The 14,823-nt window shown below is 49.5% G+C and carries 19 protein-coding genes and 1 tRNA gene; 15 read left to right on the top strand and 5 right to left on the bottom strand.

Translation table 11 applies throughout. From position 1 onward, the window contains the following. Positions 1-29 precede the first annotated feature (29 nt). Together G5S52_RS13235 and G5S52_RS13230 are read left to right on the top strand one after the other, a co-directional pair. Positions 30-524, top strand: coding sequence for a DUF2057 family protein (locus G5S52_RS13235; protein ID WP_165014197.1), 495 nt, complete (start codon positions 30-32; stop codon positions 522-524). 11 nt (positions 525-535) lie between these two features. Then, positions 536-739: a hypothetical protein gene (locus tag G5S52_RS13230; RefSeq protein WP_165014195.1), complete on the top strand. Its 204-nt coding sequence runs from the start codon at positions 536-538 to the stop codon at positions 737-739. A gap of 241 nt (positions 740-980) precedes the next feature. On the opposite strand, the gene G5S52_RS13225 is transcribed toward G5S52_RS13230, so the two are convergent. After that, positions 981-1,056 (bottom strand) — tRNA-Arg (locus G5S52_RS13225). A gap of 79 nt (positions 1,057-1,135) precedes the next feature. Continuing rightward, positions 1,136-2,269, bottom strand: a complete 1,134-nt coding sequence (locus G5S52_RS13220; protein WP_165014193.1) for a flagella assembly protein FlgT — start codon at positions 2,267-2,269, stop codon at positions 1,136-1,138. 200 nt (positions 2,270-2,469) lie between these two features. On the opposite strand from G5S52_RS13220, the gene G5S52_RS13215 reads away from it, so the two are divergent. Next, entirely contained in the window at positions 2,470-3,105 is a 636-nt protein-coding gene (locus G5S52_RS13215; protein ID WP_165014191.1) for a FlgO family outer membrane protein, read from the top strand. A gap of 13 nt (positions 3,106-3,118) precedes the next feature. Then, the gene (locus G5S52_RS13210) at positions 3,119-3,547 is read left to right on the top strand and encodes an LPP20 family lipoprotein (RefSeq protein WP_165014189.1); all 429 of its coding nucleotides are present in this window, start codon (positions 3,119-3,121) and stop codon (positions 3,545-3,547) included. A gap of 62 nt (positions 3,548-3,609) precedes the next feature. On the opposite strand, the gene G5S52_RS13205 is transcribed toward G5S52_RS13210, so the two are convergent. The 3 genes from G5S52_RS13205 to flgA all read right to left on the bottom strand — a co-directional run bounded on the left by G5S52_RS13205 (position 3,610) and on the right by flgA (position 5,146). Next, on the bottom strand, positions 3,610-4,038 hold the full coding sequence (locus G5S52_RS13205; protein WP_165014187.1) for a flagella synthesis protein FlgN: 429 nt from the start codon (positions 4,036-4,038) through the stop codon (positions 3,610-3,612). 6 nt (positions 4,039-4,044) lie between these two features. Further along, entirely contained in the window at positions 4,045-4,362 is a 318-nt protein-coding gene (gene flgM / locus G5S52_RS13200; protein ID WP_165014185.1) for a flagellar biosynthesis anti-sigma factor FlgM, read from the bottom strand. A gap of 85 nt (positions 4,363-4,447) precedes the next feature. Continuing rightward, positions 4,448-5,146 (bottom strand): flagellar basal body P-ring formation chaperone FlgA, encoded by a 699-nt coding sequence (gene flgA / locus G5S52_RS13195; protein WP_165014183.1) that lies wholly within the window; start codon positions 5,144-5,146, stop codon positions 4,448-4,450. A gap of 132 nt (positions 5,147-5,278) precedes the next feature. On the opposite strand from flgA, the gene G5S52_RS13190 reads away from it, so the two are divergent. The 11 genes from G5S52_RS13190 to flgJ all read left to right on the top strand — a co-directional run bounded on the left by G5S52_RS13190 (position 5,279) and on the right by flgJ (position 14,801). Then, positions 5,279-6,217, top strand: coding sequence for a chemotaxis protein CheV (locus G5S52_RS13190; protein ID WP_165014181.1), 939 nt, complete (start codon positions 5,279-5,281; stop codon positions 6,215-6,217). A gap of 3 nt (positions 6,218-6,220) precedes the next feature. Beyond that, complete coding sequence (locus tag G5S52_RS13185; RefSeq protein ID WP_165014179.1) at positions 6,221-7,048, top strand: CheR family methyltransferase; 828 nt, start codon at positions 6,221-6,223, stop codon at positions 7,046-7,048. Between the two features lie 198 nt (positions 7,049-7,246). Beyond that, positions 7,247-7,642 (top strand): flagellar basal body rod protein FlgB, encoded by a 396-nt coding sequence (flgB, locus tag G5S52_RS13180; RefSeq protein WP_165014177.1) that lies wholly within the window; start codon positions 7,247-7,249, stop codon positions 7,640-7,642. A gap of 3 nt (positions 7,643-7,645) precedes the next feature. Further along, complete coding sequence (gene flgC, locus G5S52_RS13175; protein ID WP_002537908.1) at positions 7,646-8,056, top strand: flagellar basal body rod protein FlgC; 411 nt, start codon at positions 7,646-7,648, stop codon at positions 8,054-8,056. A 17-nt stretch (positions 8,057-8,073) separates the two neighbouring features. Beyond that, positions 8,074-8,829 carry a flagellar hook assembly protein FlgD gene (flgD, locus tag G5S52_RS13170; protein ID WP_165014175.1) on the top strand — a complete coding sequence of 252 codons (756 nt, stop codon included), beginning with the start codon at positions 8,074-8,076 and terminating at the stop codon, positions 8,827-8,829. Between the two features lie 21 nt (positions 8,830-8,850). Continuing rightward, positions 8,851-10,158 (top strand): flagellar hook protein FlgE, encoded by a 1,308-nt coding sequence (gene flgE, locus G5S52_RS13165; RefSeq protein ID WP_165014173.1) that lies wholly within the window; start codon positions 8,851-8,853, stop codon positions 10,156-10,158. 177 nt (positions 10,159-10,335) lie between these two features. Continuing rightward, on the top strand, positions 10,336-11,085 hold the full coding sequence (gene flgF, locus G5S52_RS13160; protein WP_165014171.1) for a flagellar basal-body rod protein FlgF: 750 nt from the start codon (positions 10,336-10,338) through the stop codon (positions 11,083-11,085). 16 nt (positions 11,086-11,101) lie between these two features. Continuing rightward, positions 11,102-11,890, top strand: a complete 789-nt coding sequence (flgG, locus tag G5S52_RS13155) for a flagellar basal-body rod protein FlgG (RefSeq protein WP_002537902.1) — start codon at positions 11,102-11,104, stop codon at positions 11,888-11,890. Between the two features lie 15 nt (positions 11,891-11,905). After that, positions 11,906-12,697 (top strand): flagellar basal body L-ring protein FlgH, encoded by a 792-nt coding sequence (flgH, locus tag G5S52_RS13150; RefSeq protein ID WP_165014169.1) that lies wholly within the window; start codon positions 11,906-11,908, stop codon positions 12,695-12,697. A 28-nt stretch (positions 12,698-12,725) separates the two neighbouring features. Continuing rightward, positions 12,726-13,817, top strand: coding sequence for a flagellar basal body P-ring protein FlgI (locus tag G5S52_RS13145; protein WP_002537900.1), 1,092 nt, complete (start codon positions 12,726-12,728; stop codon positions 13,815-13,817). Between the two features lie 3 nt (positions 13,818-13,820). Beyond that, positions 13,821-14,801: a flagellar assembly peptidoglycan hydrolase FlgJ gene (flgJ, locus tag G5S52_RS13140; protein ID WP_165014167.1), complete on the top strand. Its 981-nt coding sequence runs from the start codon at positions 13,821-13,823 to the stop codon at positions 14,799-14,801. The last annotated feature ends 22 nt before the right edge of the window (positions 14,802-14,823 follow it).

Below are 14,823 nucleotides of genomic sequence, written 5' to 3'. Positions count from 1 at the left end.
CTCGCATTTTTCTTAAAGAGGACTAAATAGTGGGATTATTAAAAAGAACAATTGCAACAGCAGCTATAATGGCATCATTTAGTTCTTTGGCCGCAGTCAATGTTGAGTTCGATGTGTCTATTGAGCCAATGTTGGTGAATGGAGAAGAAGTCAGTTCACTTCTTTCGCAGATGACGAAAGTAGAGCTACCTGATGGCCCTAATCAATTAGTTGTTAGGGTATCAAAACTCATCAGGGAAAATGGTGTTTTCACCAAGTTCAAATCAGAGCCAGTTGTAGTGACTTTTGATGTGTCAAATACCGACGTGCTTGTTGAGCCTGGGAAGAAGTTCGACTCTGCACAGGAGGTAGGTGACTTTAAAACCAAGCCAACGCTAAAGGTTTCGTATAATAATGGCCAGATCCTGGATGTTCACACTGGGGTGTTGCAGCGTGGAAAGGGTATATTGCGGGATTATGGTGAAGAACTTGCTGCCTACAACTTGGCAATGACTACACCTTCTCTTTTGCCAGCCAAAGTGTAGAAACACAGGATGTGCTTGATGGGACTCTGGATGTTGCAGCCAACCACAACAAGCTAACGACAGAAGTCGCTCCAAAGATAGAAAGCGAACAAAACCCTGAAGGGGTCAAAATCTCTCTGCGTGAGACTGTGAAAGTGGAAAGCTTAAAAGGGCAGTTTAAAAGCCTGACTCCAACAGAAAGAAAAGAGTTTCTATCATGGGCGATTATGCAGTAAATCAATGTTGAGCTGAAAACTGAGATACGGCGAACTCTCTATCAAAACTCAAACGCTGCAACATTCGTTGTTGAGTCATTAGCCTCTGGTTACACCAGAGGCTTTTTCGTGTAAGGACGTTCAATTGATGTGAGCTCGGTTTGAATCAATTTATGCCGCGAGAAGCAACAGAAAAGTGAATTGGCGGCCTGAATGGTGTCTAATCTAGAGAGGGTCGTTAAAAATGTCTGTTGATATGAAATGGCGCTCCCACAGGGACTCGAACCCCGATCGATCGCTTAGGAGGCGACTGCTCTATCCTGTTGAGCTATGGGAGCGTTGGCGCTGATGTGGAGAATATCAACGCCGGGTGGTTAGTATACCCAATTGTGCCCTAACGTTAAGGCTTTAAAGAAGTTACTGAGTGTATTTGGTCACCAAATCGCCGATCTGAATACTTGAACCCAGTTCGACAGGGGATACCGCAACTTCCGCCGAGCTCTCGTAAACACGGGTCACTGACAGACCAATAGCACTTTTCTTCATTTGGGTACGGTGAATGCCATATTGGTCAGTGAAAGAGGCGTTGTGCCACAGCGCCAGCTCGTCTCCATGTTTCACGCCATGAATACGACCGGCATTGATTTGCCCTGTTTGACCGTTGATCGAGACGATCTCTGGGGTTGTCGCTCTGCACGCAAGGTTACTTTCTAGATCCAACAAAATATTGCGGCTCATTCGCTGTGCCATTTCGCCATAGGGCGATGCCCAGAAACGCGCTGTTTTTGTGTCGACTTTACTATGTCGTTCAAACGGCCAAGAAGCGATGTCGCGGTAGATATTTTGATAGATCACCTCACCGGATTTCCCATCAATGACATCAATTGATAATGCCAGTTGACGGTTTGTCTGATCTTTCCTCAGCACTTTTTGGTCAATGGTTGCCGTCATATCAGTAATCGTGCCGACTAACAGATACTGTGCGCCAGTATCTTCCGCCACCATAGTGGCAACATCAGGCTGAGTCGGAGAAATTGAATAAGGCGTAATACCCTGAACAACAAAACTTTGGGCCTGGGTTTCAAATTGGCGCTGAAGCAGGACTGTGAAGTCATCGCCAAACTGGAAAATGCCGCCCAACGCCGCGTGTTGAGGGGAAACAATATCGAAACGACCCATGACTAGGCCTTTCTTGTATTGATGCTTGTGGCAAGCATTTGCCGTTGGGTAGATATCGATGCGGGCTGTCAATTTCATGACGCCGCCTTTTTCCTTGGTTTCCAGTACCTGAATGTGGCGGATTTCATCTCCACTGAACAGATAGTCGTTTTTCGCTTCTTTCAAGTAAGGGCGGATGCTTGTCAACCCGGCAATATCTGCGCCGGAGAATTTTAATGCCTGATAAATCGCATCTTCCAAGGCTCTTTCTCTTGCCTGCTCTTTGCTTTCCAAAACTGTGCTAACCCCAGTCACTTCGTACCACGCAGCGTTAACAGAGGCAGATGCCAGCGCGATACAAGCGACGAGAGGCTTAAGAATTCTTTTGCGCATAACCTTGTTTTCCAATAGTAGGTATAAAAATTGCTAGACCAGATAACATCGCTGAAAAAGCGGCAAGGTGGTTAGCCAATAAAGCGAGAATATAGCCACTCAATGCAAATAATGTTCCCGAAATAGGGATGAACAGTGGACTGGGCTTTTGCCCTAGGCGTAACAGGTCAGTCCTAAATCGTGTCCGGAGCCAGACGACAATGAAAAACTGGATAGTGATATTAATCAGTCTAGCAACCGTATCTTGCGCCTATAACCCGATTTATAACGGTAAAGAACCGTATTCGGGGAGCCAGTTCCTGTTGCAGCAAACCCCAAGGCACACATTGGATTACTTTATGGACGGTTTGGCGGAAGAGTTGCTGGAAACCAACAACTACCTCACAGCCAGAACGCCGATGGCGATTGTGTCTTTTGTCGATGTTGAAGAGATGGATGAAACCAACTGGCTGGGGAACTCCGTGACTGAAGGCATGATTTACCAGATGCAGCGACGCGGCTTTACCGTCATTGACTTCAAAAATACCGGTACCATCAGGGTAACCAAAGACGGCGATTTTTCACTAAGCCGTGATTGGAAAGAGTTACACCCAGAGCAGCAAATCGATTACGTACTGACTGGCACCATGCTACGCCAAGGTGGCGGTGTGCTGGTTAATGCCCGCATCGTTGGTATGCGCTCTCGTGTCGTGGTCGCATCGGCACAAGGCTTCCTGCCAGCGGACAGAATTGGCCGCGACATCGATACCTTGCGTAAAGTTCGCATTGAAGATGGCGTGATCATCCGTGGCGATCAGCGTAAGCATCCTACTGACACCATTATTTTGAAACCGTAATTCTGGAGTGAATATGAAAACTTGGCTAACCCTGGCAATGCTATTGATGTTGACCGCGTGCCAACCTATCACCACTATTCGCTCAGATGACATATTGACAGCGGTAGGTACGGCATCTATCAGCACGCAACGCGGCGAAACGGAAGAAGAAAAACAGTTCCGTGCTATGAGAGCGTCGAAGCTCGAAGCTTACAAAGAGTTGTCTGAGCAAGTGTACGGCATTCGCGTGAGTGGTTTGACCCAGGTGGAGGATCAGCAATTGGGACAGGACAGAACCCATGGTGCTTCAGATGGCATTATCCGTGCGGCGGAAGTGATTGCTAGTTACAAAGTGGGTGACAGCTACGTGACTGAGTTACAACTGAACCTGCGTAAGATGAAGAAAATGTCTGAGTATGGTGAGTCTCACCACGTGCCAAGAGATGACGCGATCATTTTCTAATTCCAGATAAATGTAAGAAAGCCGCTCAAATGAGCGGCTTTCTTTTTGAATTCATACGTGGGTCAGGCTTTTACATTGGTGCCCAGTGTTCGGCTGCCTGATGCCTGGCCTTCGCTGTCATAAGTCATTTCACTCTTACCTGCCGCTTCTTGGAACAGGTTGCGAAGCTTGTGCATGCTGAGTTGTGCACGTTGAAGCGCAACACCATTGGCCTCATTCGTCTGATGACATTTTTCTAGAGATGCTTTGATATGTGAGATAGCCGCAAGATGTTCTTTAGCAGGTGACTGGAGCTCGGGACATTTTGCTAATTGGGCATCTCTTAACTGGATGTTTTGGATCAGAGTGAGCTTTTGTTTCGCGCAGGCGTCAATGTCAGCTGCCTTTCTTGAGGCGATTGCCGAGGTTTCTTTTTCCATGACTTCAAGCAGCGCGTCAACATTTTCAGCCTGTGCCTGAAGAAGTTGCTCGAAAGAGAGTGCTTCAGACATGCAGGCTTACTTCATTCCACGAAGATCATCTTCGTGCTTCATGATGTTTGCAGCCAGTCGGTCTGCATCCACTTTGTATGAACCGTTTGCAATAGCTGCTTTGATCGCTGCTACCTTTGCGCTGTCAAAATGTGTTTCGCTAGCCATCTGCTGGTTAAGGGCGCCAATCGCACGACTTTCGTCGCTCATAGAGAATGCATCCCCGCGATGATTGCGCACTTCGCCCGCAGAACCGTTTTCGGCGGCAGTGCTTTGCGTCTTGCTTTGGTTGCTTCTGTTCGTGCTCAATGGCTGACCAGAACGCAGGTGATCGATACTTGCCATAATAAAGCCTTATATCTGTCCGAACCTTCTGTTGCTCACAGTATCGGCCGCATTACTATGAACTTTAGCACTTAATTGCATTTAGTTAGAATTTTACAATTACCTGACCGACTGCGGTAATTGTACCATCGACTATCCGATTGGATTTGCTGTTACGGACTTTAATTTGCTCACCGAGAGCACCGTCACTTAATGCTGTCCCTTTTGCAATAATATTCAGTCCACTACCGGACGCAGTAATAATCACTTCGTCATTACGGCAGACCATACAGATATCATTGCCATTGATGGGCTCGCCAATACCCACCACGCGTTTGATACGGGAGCCGACAATCGTAGCGCCATCGGTGTAAGTTTGTCCGCGTTGAAAGCGCGCATCGACCAGCTGCACAATCAAGTCATCGTGAGAAATCGTCACTCCTCTATCTAGGGGGCGACGAGCGACGACGACGGGCGTGAGTAGTTTAATTTGCACGGGCACATACACTTGCCAGCCATCTTCTTCACAGCTCACCATCACAGTGACACTCTTATTGAGAGATTGCCTGCCAGGAACATCTGCCTTTAATGGCGAAGGGCAGTGGGACAGCTGTAGGCGACTGTCCAGATTGCTTGCCTGAACTTCAAGCTTTCCATATTCGGGGGCAGTGATCAGAGATTCTACATGCGCTTCTGCTGCTTCTTTTACTGCATCGAGTTGACTTAATGGTGCAGCGGCTATAATTGAGCTAAAGCTATAGAGAAACGTGCCGATAAAGAGCCAGACTAATCGTTGATAACACATATGTCACATATTGGTTAGTATGGTGAATTTAGATGCAGCGATTCCTTCAATTCGCATGCCAAGAATGCGGGTGAAAACGAAGATGTTTGCTGCAATACGATAACAAAAACAGGGCAATATGGAGTTTATCTTATGTCGGGGATTCTTGATACGGTCAATCAGCGTACGCAACTGGTCGGACAAAACCGCTTAGAGCTGTTGACCTTTCGTTTGATGCGTAAGCAGCGTTACGGCATCAACGTTTTTAAAGTAAAGGAAGTACTCCAGTGCCCGAAGCTGACTTCCATGCCAAACTTACATCCGCTGGTTAAAGGTGTGGCGCACATCCGCGGACAAACCATTTCAGTCATCGACATGAGTCTGGCAACAGGCGGCATGCCGATCACAGACCCAGAAAACCGCTTTATCATCATTTCAGAGTTCAACCGTTCAACGCAGGGATTCTTGGTGGGTTCAGTAGAGCGTATTGTGAATATGCACTGGGAGTCGATTTTGCCACCACCAGAAGGTACTGGCAGTTCTAACTATCTGACCGCGGTGACTGAAATCGAAGGTGAGCTGGTTGAGATTCTTGACGTAGAAAAAATTCTGAATCAGATCTCGCCAGTGAACGAAGACATCAGTGAAGAAGTGCTGGCGAACAAACCTGTGTTTGAGGAAGGCGGAACAGCTCCTACTACCGTATTGGTAGCTGACGATTCAAGTGTGGCTCGCCGTCAGGTGAAGCGTGCGGTAGAAACCATTGGCTATAACGTTGTTTTGGCGCATGATGGACGAGATGCTCTGGATAAATTGCAGGGCATGGCGGCGGAAGGCACCATCAATGATCTCGCACTTGTCATCTCTGATATCGAAATGCCAGAGATGGATGGTTACACCTTAACGACTGAAATCAAAAAAGATCCTAACCTCAAAGATCTTCATGTAGTATTGCACTCGTCGCTCAGCGGTGTTTTCAACGAAGCGATGGTCCAGCGAGTTGGTGCAGATGCATTCATTCCGAAGTTTGACCCAGATGAACTCGGCGAAGCCGTAATGAACGCGGTGAATGGTAAAGGTCAAGAAAACTAATCCATGACGAATATAGCGATAACAGAACAAGAGTATCGTGATTTTTGTAAGTACCTCGAAAGCAAATGTGGAATTGTTCTAGGTGACAGCAAGCAATATCTTGTCAGAAGTCGACTCAGCCCTTTGCTGACGCGATACAAGCTTGCTTCAATGACTGAACTGTTTCAGCTTGTTCTTACAAACCGTAACCGCGATCTGGCTGTCTCAGCCATTGATGCCATGACCACAAACGAAACCTTGTGGTTCAGGGATTCCTACCCGTTTGAAGTGCTCGCCAACCGTCTCTTGCCAGAAGTGGCAGAGAGCAAAAGGCCAATCAAAATTTGGTCAGCGGCAAGTTCATCCGGACAAGAACCGTATTCGATTGCCATGACCATTCAGGAAGTGCAGCAAAAGAAGCCGGGTATGTTGGGAAATGTAGCCATCACAGCGACAGATATTTCTTCCACCATGCTCGAAAATTGCCGCACTGGTATTTACGACAACCTGGCATTGAGCCGAGGCCTGTCACCGGAACGCAAACGCCAGTTCTTTGAAGATGCCGGCGAAGGGCGAATGAAGGTGAAAGAGACACTCAAACGCATGGTGACCTTCAAGCCACAAAACTTGATGGAAAGCTATGGTATGCTGGGCAAGTTTGACATTATTTTTTGTCGTAACGTGTTGATTTACTTCTCACCTGACATGAAATCCAAAGTATTGAACCAGATGGCGGGCAGCCTGAACCCTGGCGGTTATCTGCTGCTGGGGGCATCAGAATCCCTGACTGGACTGACAGACAGGTTTGATATGATCCGTTGTAACCCCGGTATCATCTATAAATTAAAGTAGGTGTTGCCTACGTCTCGGAAAAGCGGCACGGAAGTTGCCGCTTTTTTTGTATCTATTGAAAAGCGCGTTGCCGCTTAACAAATAGCCGGATAACACTAAGTCCATGATTTTATAGATGCTAACACCTTTGGTGAATGAGATTTCAAAGTTGGCATCTTACTTGCAAAATATCCGGTAGAAGATTTTTGGAGGTGCCGTATGGCGATATCATTCGACAAAGCGCTGGGTGTTCATCAACACACTGTGGGTGTGCGTGCTCAAAGGGCAGAAACCCTGTCGAGCAACCTGGCAAATGCCAATACGCCGGGCTACAAAGCGCAGGATGTTGACTTCGAACGTGCGCTGCAAGCGGCAACCTCTGGGGCAAAATTTGGCCTGAGTCGTACCAACGAGCGGCATATCCCTGCCACCTCTCAGGTCAACGGCCAGAAAATGTACCGCATTCCAAATCAGCCTGATACCGGCGACGGCAACACCGTTGATGCGCAGGTAGAACGTAACCTGTTCATGCAAAATGCCCTTGAGTATCAAGCGTCATTGGATTTCCTTGGGTCCAAGTTCAAAAACATGTCCAAGGCACTGAAGGGGCAATAATGTATGAGTCTGTTTAACGTATTCAATGTCACAGGTTCTGCTATGAGTGCAGAATCCGTTCGACTCAACACCACTTCGAGTAACTTGGCAAATGCTAACTCTGTTAGCAGTTCAGCGGCGGAGACGTACAAAGCTCGTCACCCTGTTTTTGCAGCAGAGCTAAACAAATACCAGCAAGGCGACAGCGTACCGGTTCGTGTTGCAGGCATTGTTGAAAGCCAAAAGCCACTGCGCGCAGAGTATAACCCTGAGCATCCCATGGCCAATGCGGAAGGCTATATTTACAAGCCCAATGTCAACGTGATGGAAGAGATGGCTAACATGATTTCAGCATCCCGTTCTTATCAAACCAACGTAGAAGTGGCAGAAGCGAGCAAACAAATGCTGATGCGCACACTGCAAATGGGCAAATAAGGTAGGAGTACGGCACTATGAATCCTATTGACGGCGCAAGCGGAGCAGGTGGCGGTAGCTACATCGATCAGCTCAAAGCGCTGCAAGAAAAGCAACGTGCTGAGCGTGGTGATACTGGCGAGAAAGTCACTGGCCAGACCGACCTTAAGCAAGAAGATTTCTTGTCACTGCTGACCAAGCAGTTGGCAAACCAGGACCCGTTCAAACCTGTTGATAACGAGCAGATGATTGCACAGATGGCATCATTCGCGACCGTAGACGGCATCGGCAAAATGAACGACCAATTCGGTTCCTTGAACGCCGCTATGACGTCCAGTCAAGCGCTGCAAGCTTCCTCTCTGGTCGGGCAGGATGTGTTGGTTCCAGGTAACGAAGGCTTCAAATCAGCGGAAGGTGGCATTGCCGGCATGGTGAAACTGCCACAGGCCCTGAACGATGTGATTGTCCGAATCCAGAACGAGCGTGGCGAGTTGCTGAGAACCTTCAGCATGGGTGCCAAGTCTCCAGGGGATCACCGTGTTGAGTGGGACGGCAAAGACGATGCCGGCAACCCACTGCCGGAAGGTAATTACAAAGTCAACGTAAGCGGCAACATTGATGGTAAGTCTCAGGATCTTGAGCTTTCCACCTACGCGAACGTCAACAGTGTTCTATTGGGGAATGGCGACGGTAACGTGATGTTGAACATCGCCGGTTACGCATCTCCGGTCAAACTCACCGAAGTGCTTGAAGTAGGTAAATCATCCAGCCTTGGCAACGTGAGCAAGAGCTAAAAGGACAGAGGAGTTCCAGCAATGGCTTTAAATATCGCACTGAGTGGCCTGGCGGCAGCTCAAAAAGACATGAACACCACCAGTAATAACATTGCGAACGCCAACACTTTTGGTTTTAAAGAGTCGCGTGCTGAGTTTGGTGACGTTTATTCTGCGTCAATCTTCTCGAACGCAAAGACCACCACAGGTAGCGGTGTGCAAACCTCGATTGTTGCGCAGCAGTTCCATGAAGGTTCCAGTATCTACACCAATAACCCACTGGATCTTCGTATCAGTGGTAACGGTTACTTCGCGGTTGCTAACGACAACCTGGCAACGCAAAACAACGTGTTGACCCGTAACGGTGCTTTCCACCTTGATAAAAACAACAACATTGTTAACTCAGAGGGTCAGTTCCTGCTGGGCTACAACGTTGATAATGAAACATTGCAAGTAGGTTCTTTTGAGCCGAAAGCGCTGAACGTACCAGATCAATTTGGTCAGCCACGTGCATCTGAAAATGTCGATATTGGTTTGAACCTGCCAGCAGGTGGCGCAGAGAAAGATCCAGCGCTATTCAATCCTGAAGACCCAGACACATACAACAAATCGACATCAGCCACGATCTTTGACTCACTGGGCCAGCCATACAAACTGACCACTTACTACGTCAAAGATAACGTGACACCGAACAAGTGGGCCGTTTACTACACAGCGACAGATGCCACCGGTGAGAAGCCGCTTAGCCTGACAGCTGGTGAATTTACCAGTGCAACCGGACAGGTGGGCCATTCTGTTCAGTTCAATAGTGATGGCTCTGTAGATTCGGTTAATGGCGGCGCACCAATCCAGACAGTTGAGTTTGGCCCTAACGGTGCCGGCCTTGAAATGAACGGTGCTGACGGTTCGCAGGCGCTGACAATCAACTTTGAAGAGCCAACGCAGTACGCATCACCGTTTGAAATGCGTAAGTTCACCGAAGACGGTGCAACCACGGGTTACCTGGCGAAAGTGGATATCGATCCGAAAGGTACCATCATGGCGACCTACAGTAACGGCGAAAACGTTGCGCTGGGCCGAGTGGCGATGGTTCGTGTATCTAACCAGCAAGGTCTTTCTCAAGCGGGTAATACCCAGTGGAAAGTGACCCAGCAATCTGGTGAAGCCGTGTGGGGTGAGGCGATGCAAGGCGCGTTCGGTAAAGTGAAAAGCGGTACTATCGAGCAGTCAAACATCGACATGACTCAAGAGCTGGTGGACTTGATTACCGCACAGCGCAACTTCCAGGCGAACTCACGCTCGCTGGAAGTGGGTAACCAGATGCAACAGACGATTCTCCAGATTCGTTAATCGCTAGATGTGTTCTTTTGCCGCTCGGCGACCGGGCGGCAATTCTTTTCCCAGAATTATTCTTATCTCTCTCCTCAATCTGCTCACTTCTTGCACTAACTTGTTGTAATTCGACAATATTACATTTTGGCACTCTTCTTGCTTTCTTTAATGCATAAGCGACAGGAGAACGTCTTAATGGATCGCGCACTATTTCTCGCCATGAGTGGCGCCAAACAAGATATGCAGGCTTTACAGCTGCGTGCCAACAACCTGGCAAACGCCAGTACCACTGGCTTTCGCGCAGACCTGGAACAGGCTCGTGCTATGCAAGCATACGGAGAAGGCTTACCGACCCGTGTGTTCAACATGACAGAGCGTCCTGGGTACAGCTTTGCACAAGGTTCAACCATCACCACAGGTCGTGAACTTGACGTTGCCATTAAAGGTGACGGTTGGCTGGCGGTTTTGGATGGCACAGGTCAAGAGGGCTACACCCGAGTCGGTAACCTAAAAGTTGACCAAACGGGAATGCTGCAAAATGGTCACGGCCATATGATCCTGGGAGAGCGCGGCGCGCCAATCTTCCTTCCTTTACCGGTTTCGAAAATTGAAATCGGGACTGACGGTACAGTGTCTGTGTTGCCACAAGGCGCGCCACCGGAAGCGATGGAAGAAGTCGACCGCATCAAACTTGTCCGCCCGAATAACGATGAGCTTTTTAAAGACAAAAACGGTGTATTCAAGCCGATTAATCCCGGCACCGTGTATGAAGCTGACGCAGGAGTGTCACTTCTGACCGGCGCACTGGAAGGCAGTAACGTCAACCCGATCAATGAGATGACGGGACTGATTGACCTTCAGCGTCACTTTGAAATGCAAGTCAAACTAATGAAAACCGCAGAGGAAATGGATCAAGCATCTAACTCTCTGCTGCGCATGGGTTAATTGAGAGGAATTCAGTATGCATCCAGCACTGTGGGTGAGTAAAACCGGCCTAGACGCACAACAGACCAACATTTCGACCATTTCGAATAACTTGGCGAACGCCTCGACAGTGGGCTTTAAAAAGTCCCGCGCGGTTTTTGAAGATCTGTTTTATCAAAACATCAACCAGCCTGGCGGTCAGTCTTCACAGAACACTGAACTGCCAAGCGGCTTGATGTTGGGTGCCGGTTCGAAAGTGGTGGCAACGCAGCGCGTTCACACCAATGGTAATGCCCAAACTACCAACAACGCCCTCGACCTGATGATCGAAGGTGACGGCTTCTTCCAGATTTTGCTGCCAGACGGCAACATCGGTTACCAGCGCAACGGTCAATTCACGCTGAATGACGAAGGCGTGATTGTGACCTCTGGTGCGGGCTATCCACTGGAGCCAGAAATTGTCGTACCGCCGGATGCCATTCAGGTGACTATCGGTACTGATGGCGAAGTCTCTGCGAGATTGCGTGGACAGCAGGCCAATGCCGTTATTGGACAGATCACGACAGTTGACTTCATCAACCCAGGCGGTCTTGAGCCTATCGGACAAAACCTCTACCTGCCAACGGGCGCGAGTGGCGACCCACAAGAGGGTGTACCGGGTCTTGATGGCCTTGGCAGTGTCAGACAATCAATGCTGGAAACCTCCAACGTTAACGTCACCGAAGAATTGGTCAACATGATCGAAGCGCAGCGGGTTTATGAAATGAACTCCAAAGTGATTTCGTCTGTCGACCAGATGCTGAGCTACGTCAACCAGCAGCTATAAAGGAGTAAAAGGCGGATGAAAAAGTTACTGATCACAGGATTTATGCTGGCGACGGTTTCCGGCTGTGAAATGATGAATCCAGAAGCCTTTTTGGCGGAAAATCAAAGCGAAGTCGTGCAGGGCACAACCGAAACTGACGCGGTTGAAGGTAATACCGAACCGGGTAGTGAAGGGCTGATTGGCCTGCTTCGTGAACGCGAAGATCCGGTAGCCGGTGATCCAAACTGGACACCACTTCATCCGCCCCGTCAGCCGGAACACTATGCGACGGCAACAGGCTCGCTGTTCAGTGCAGTGAGCGCGCAAGATCTTTACGATGACACCAAACCGCGCAGCATTGGCGATATCGTGACTGTGATGTTGGAAGAGAAAACGCAGGCGAAAAAGAGCGCCAGCAGCGACGCGGCAAAATCGAGCGACCTGAGCATGGACCCACTGTCGTTAGGTGGTCAGGAAGTGACGATTGGCGACCGCAACCTGTCATATGCCGCCGCGCATGATAACTCTACCAGCGGCTCGACCAGTGCAGATCAGAGCAACAGCATTTCCGGTTCGATTTCCGTTGAAGTGATTGATGTGATGTCGAACGGTAACTTGCTGATCCGTGGTGAAAAATGGCTGACGCTGAACACTGGCGATGAATATATCCGTTTGAGCGGTACGATTCGCCCAGACGACATCACGTCAGAGAACACCATCGCCTCGACGCGTATTTCCAATGCCCGCATCCAGTATTCAGGCACTGGCGATCGTCAGGATACGCAGGATCAGGGATTCTTGGCACGATTCTTTAATGTCGTTCTATAACGCATAGAAAAGATGCCGGAGAATTGACGTGAAGAGTTGGCTAAAGCTGTTTTTAATTGCCCTATTGGTTGCCCCAGCGGCACAAGCTGCCCGCATTAAAGATGTGTCGGAAGTGGCGGGTGTACGTAGCAACCAATTGGTGGGATACGGATTAGTGGTAGGTCTTGCCGGAACAGGTGAGAGCACACCGTTTACCGATCAAAGCTTTAATGCCATGCTGAAAAACTTCGGCATCCAATTGCCGCCGGGCACCAAACCGAAAACCAAGAATGTGGCAGCCGTTGCCGTCAGTGCTGAGTTGCCGCCATTTTCAAAGCAAGGCCAGAAAATTGACATCACAGTGTCGTCTATCGGCTCTGCAAAGAGCTTGCGCGGCGGTACGCTGGTACAAACCTTCATGAAAGGTCTGGATGGTAAAGTCTACGCCGTGGCACAAGGCAACCTGATTGTGGGTGGCTTCAGTGCGGAAGGTGCAGACGGTTCATCCATTGTCGGTAACACGCCAACTGTTGGCCGCATCACCAACGGCGCGACAGTCGAGCAGGAAGTACCCTCACCGTTTGGCCGTGGCGACCACATTACCTTCAACCTGTTCGAATCTGACTTCACCACCGCACAGCGTATGGCAGACTCCATTAACAGTTTCCTTGGGCCAAATACCGCATCAGCAATGGATGCTACCTCAGTGCGTGTCCGTGCACCCCGTGATCTGTCCCAACGTGTTGCCTTCCTTTCTACGGTAGAAAATCTGGAGTTTGTTCCGGCCGATGCTGCGGCAAAAATCATCGTGAACAGCCGCACAGGCACCATCGTGGTGGGGCAAAACGTACGTCTTCGTCCAGCGGCAATCACACACGGCGGCATGACAGTCACCATTAACGAAAATCTGCAGGTCAGCCAGCCAGGTGCCTTCTCTGGCGGTGAAACCGTGGTCGTGCCGGATTCCGGTGTGGAAGTGACGGAAGAAGATGGCCGCATGTTCCACTTCAAACCCGGTGTCACGCTGGATGATTTGGTCCGCGCCGTGAATGGCGTTGGCGCGGCACCCTCGGACTTGATGGCAATCTTGCAGGCGCTCAAGCAAGCGGGCGCTATCGACGGTCAACTGATAGTGATTTAAGCCATGAAAGCACCATTAGATACCGGATTTATTCACGACCTCAGCCGATTGGACATTCTTCGTCAGAAGGCGGCGAACGGCGAGCAATCGGACGATGCCTTGCACGCAGCGGCAGAGCAGTTTGAAGCATTGTTTACCCAAATGCTCTTCAAATCGATGCGAAGTGCCAACGAAGCCTTCGAGTCAGATTTGATTGATAACCGCACGTCCAAATTCTATGAACAAATGGCAGACGAACAGCTTTCTAGCGCGCTTTCCCGCGAAGGTTCGTTGGGGCTGGCCGATCTGATTGTTCAGCAATTCAAAGGATTACAAAACAGCGAACCGATGGATGTGGGTGACAACAGCGCGAGCGATCGCATTCGCCTGCAGCCAACGCTGCCACTCGCGCCAAACATGACGGAAGAGGACGCAGCAGAGCAAGCGCTGCAGCCACTTTCTGACGATACGGTTATTCCAACTCCGCATATGCTGGCACAGCAAAACGCAGCGCCAAAAGTGGAAAGCAGTAAGCCGTTCGAAACACCGGATGAGTTCGTTAGCCGCCTGACACCTTACGCGAAAAAGGCTGCGCGCACGTTAGGCACAGATCCTGCGATTTTGATTGCACAGGCCGCGCTGGAAACAGGTTGGGGTAAGAAGGTGATCGCCAATGCGCGTGGTTCCAGCCACAACCTTTTCAACATCAAAGCGGACCCACGTTGGGACGGCAATAAAGTGGCGACTCAGACGCTGGAGTTCCACGATGATATCCCAGTGCAGGAAATGGCTTCATTTCGTGCCTATTCTTCATATGAAGACAGTTTCAATGATTACGTGAGTTTTCTGAACCGGAATCCGCGTTATGCCACCGCCCTACAACAGACCGCAGAGCCTGAACAGTTTATCCGTGGTCTGCATCAAGCGGGCTATGCAACGGATCCTAAGTACTCCGACAAAGTGATCAGTGTGTTTAACCGTGTTAAAGGCATGATGGAACAATAATCCGCAAGGGCGGTTTGTTGTT

This window comes from Grimontia sedimenti (assembly GCF_011045095.1).
GTDB classification, from domain to species: Bacteria; Pseudomonadota; Gammaproteobacteria; order Enterobacterales; family Vibrionaceae; genus Enterovibrio; species Enterovibrio sedimenti.
The sequence above is the reverse complement of the archived record's forward strand: the minus strand, read 5'-3'. Positions and strand labels throughout refer to the sequence as shown.

Excerpts from the sequence above, each read along its gene's own strand:
- flgM (WP_165014185.1), bottom strand. The coding sequence starts at position 4,362 with ATGGCAAGTATCGATCACCTGCGTTCTGGTCAGCCATTGAGCACGAAC.
- flgD (WP_165014175.1), top strand. The coding sequence starts at position 8,074 with ATGAATCCTATTGACGGCGCAAGCGGAGCAGGTGGCGGTAGCTACATC.
- G5S52_RS13205 (WP_165014187.1), bottom strand. The coding sequence starts at position 4,038 with ATGTCTGAAGCACTCTCTTTCGAGCAACTTCTTCAGGCACAGGCTGAA.
- G5S52_RS13190 (WP_165014181.1), top strand. The coding sequence starts at position 5,279 with ATGTCGGGGATTCTTGATACGGTCAATCAGCGTACGCAACTGGTCGGA.
- G5S52_RS13185 (WP_165014179.1), top strand. The coding sequence starts at position 6,221 with ATGACGAATATAGCGATAACAGAACAAGAGTATCGTGATTTTTGTAAG.
- G5S52_RS13220 (WP_165014193.1), bottom strand. The coding sequence starts at position 2,269 with ATGCGCAAAAGAATTCTTAAGCCTCTCGTCGCTTGTATCGCGCTGGCA.
- G5S52_RS13210 (WP_165014189.1), top strand. The coding sequence starts at position 3,119 with ATGAAAACTTGGCTAACCCTGGCAATGCTATTGATGTTGACCGCGTGC.
- flgF (WP_165014171.1), top strand. The coding sequence starts at position 10,336 with ATGGATCGCGCACTATTTCTCGCCATGAGTGGCGCCAAACAAGATATG.
- flgA (WP_165014183.1), bottom strand. The coding sequence starts at position 5,146 with ATGTGTTATCAACGATTAGTCTGGCTCTTTATCGGCACGTTTCTCTAT.
- flgC (WP_002537908.1), top strand. The coding sequence starts at position 7,646 with ATGAGTCTGTTTAACGTATTCAATGTCACAGGTTCTGCTATGAGTGCA.
- flgJ (WP_165014167.1), top strand. The coding sequence starts at position 13,821 with ATGAAAGCACCATTAGATACCGGATTTATTCACGACCTCAGCCGATTG.
- G5S52_RS13215 (WP_165014191.1), top strand. The coding sequence starts at position 2,470 with ATGAAAAACTGGATAGTGATATTAATCAGTCTAGCAACCGTATCTTGC.
- flgH (WP_165014169.1), top strand. The coding sequence starts at position 11,906 with ATGAAAAAGTTACTGATCACAGGATTTATGCTGGCGACGGTTTCCGGC.
- flgB (WP_165014177.1), top strand. The coding sequence starts at position 7,247 with ATGGCGATATCATTCGACAAAGCGCTGGGTGTTCATCAACACACTGTG.
- flgG (WP_002537902.1), top strand. The coding sequence starts at position 11,102 with ATGCATCCAGCACTGTGGGTGAGTAAAACCGGCCTAGACGCACAACAG.
- flgE (WP_165014173.1), top strand. The coding sequence starts at position 8,851 with ATGGCTTTAAATATCGCACTGAGTGGCCTGGCGGCAGCTCAAAAAGAC.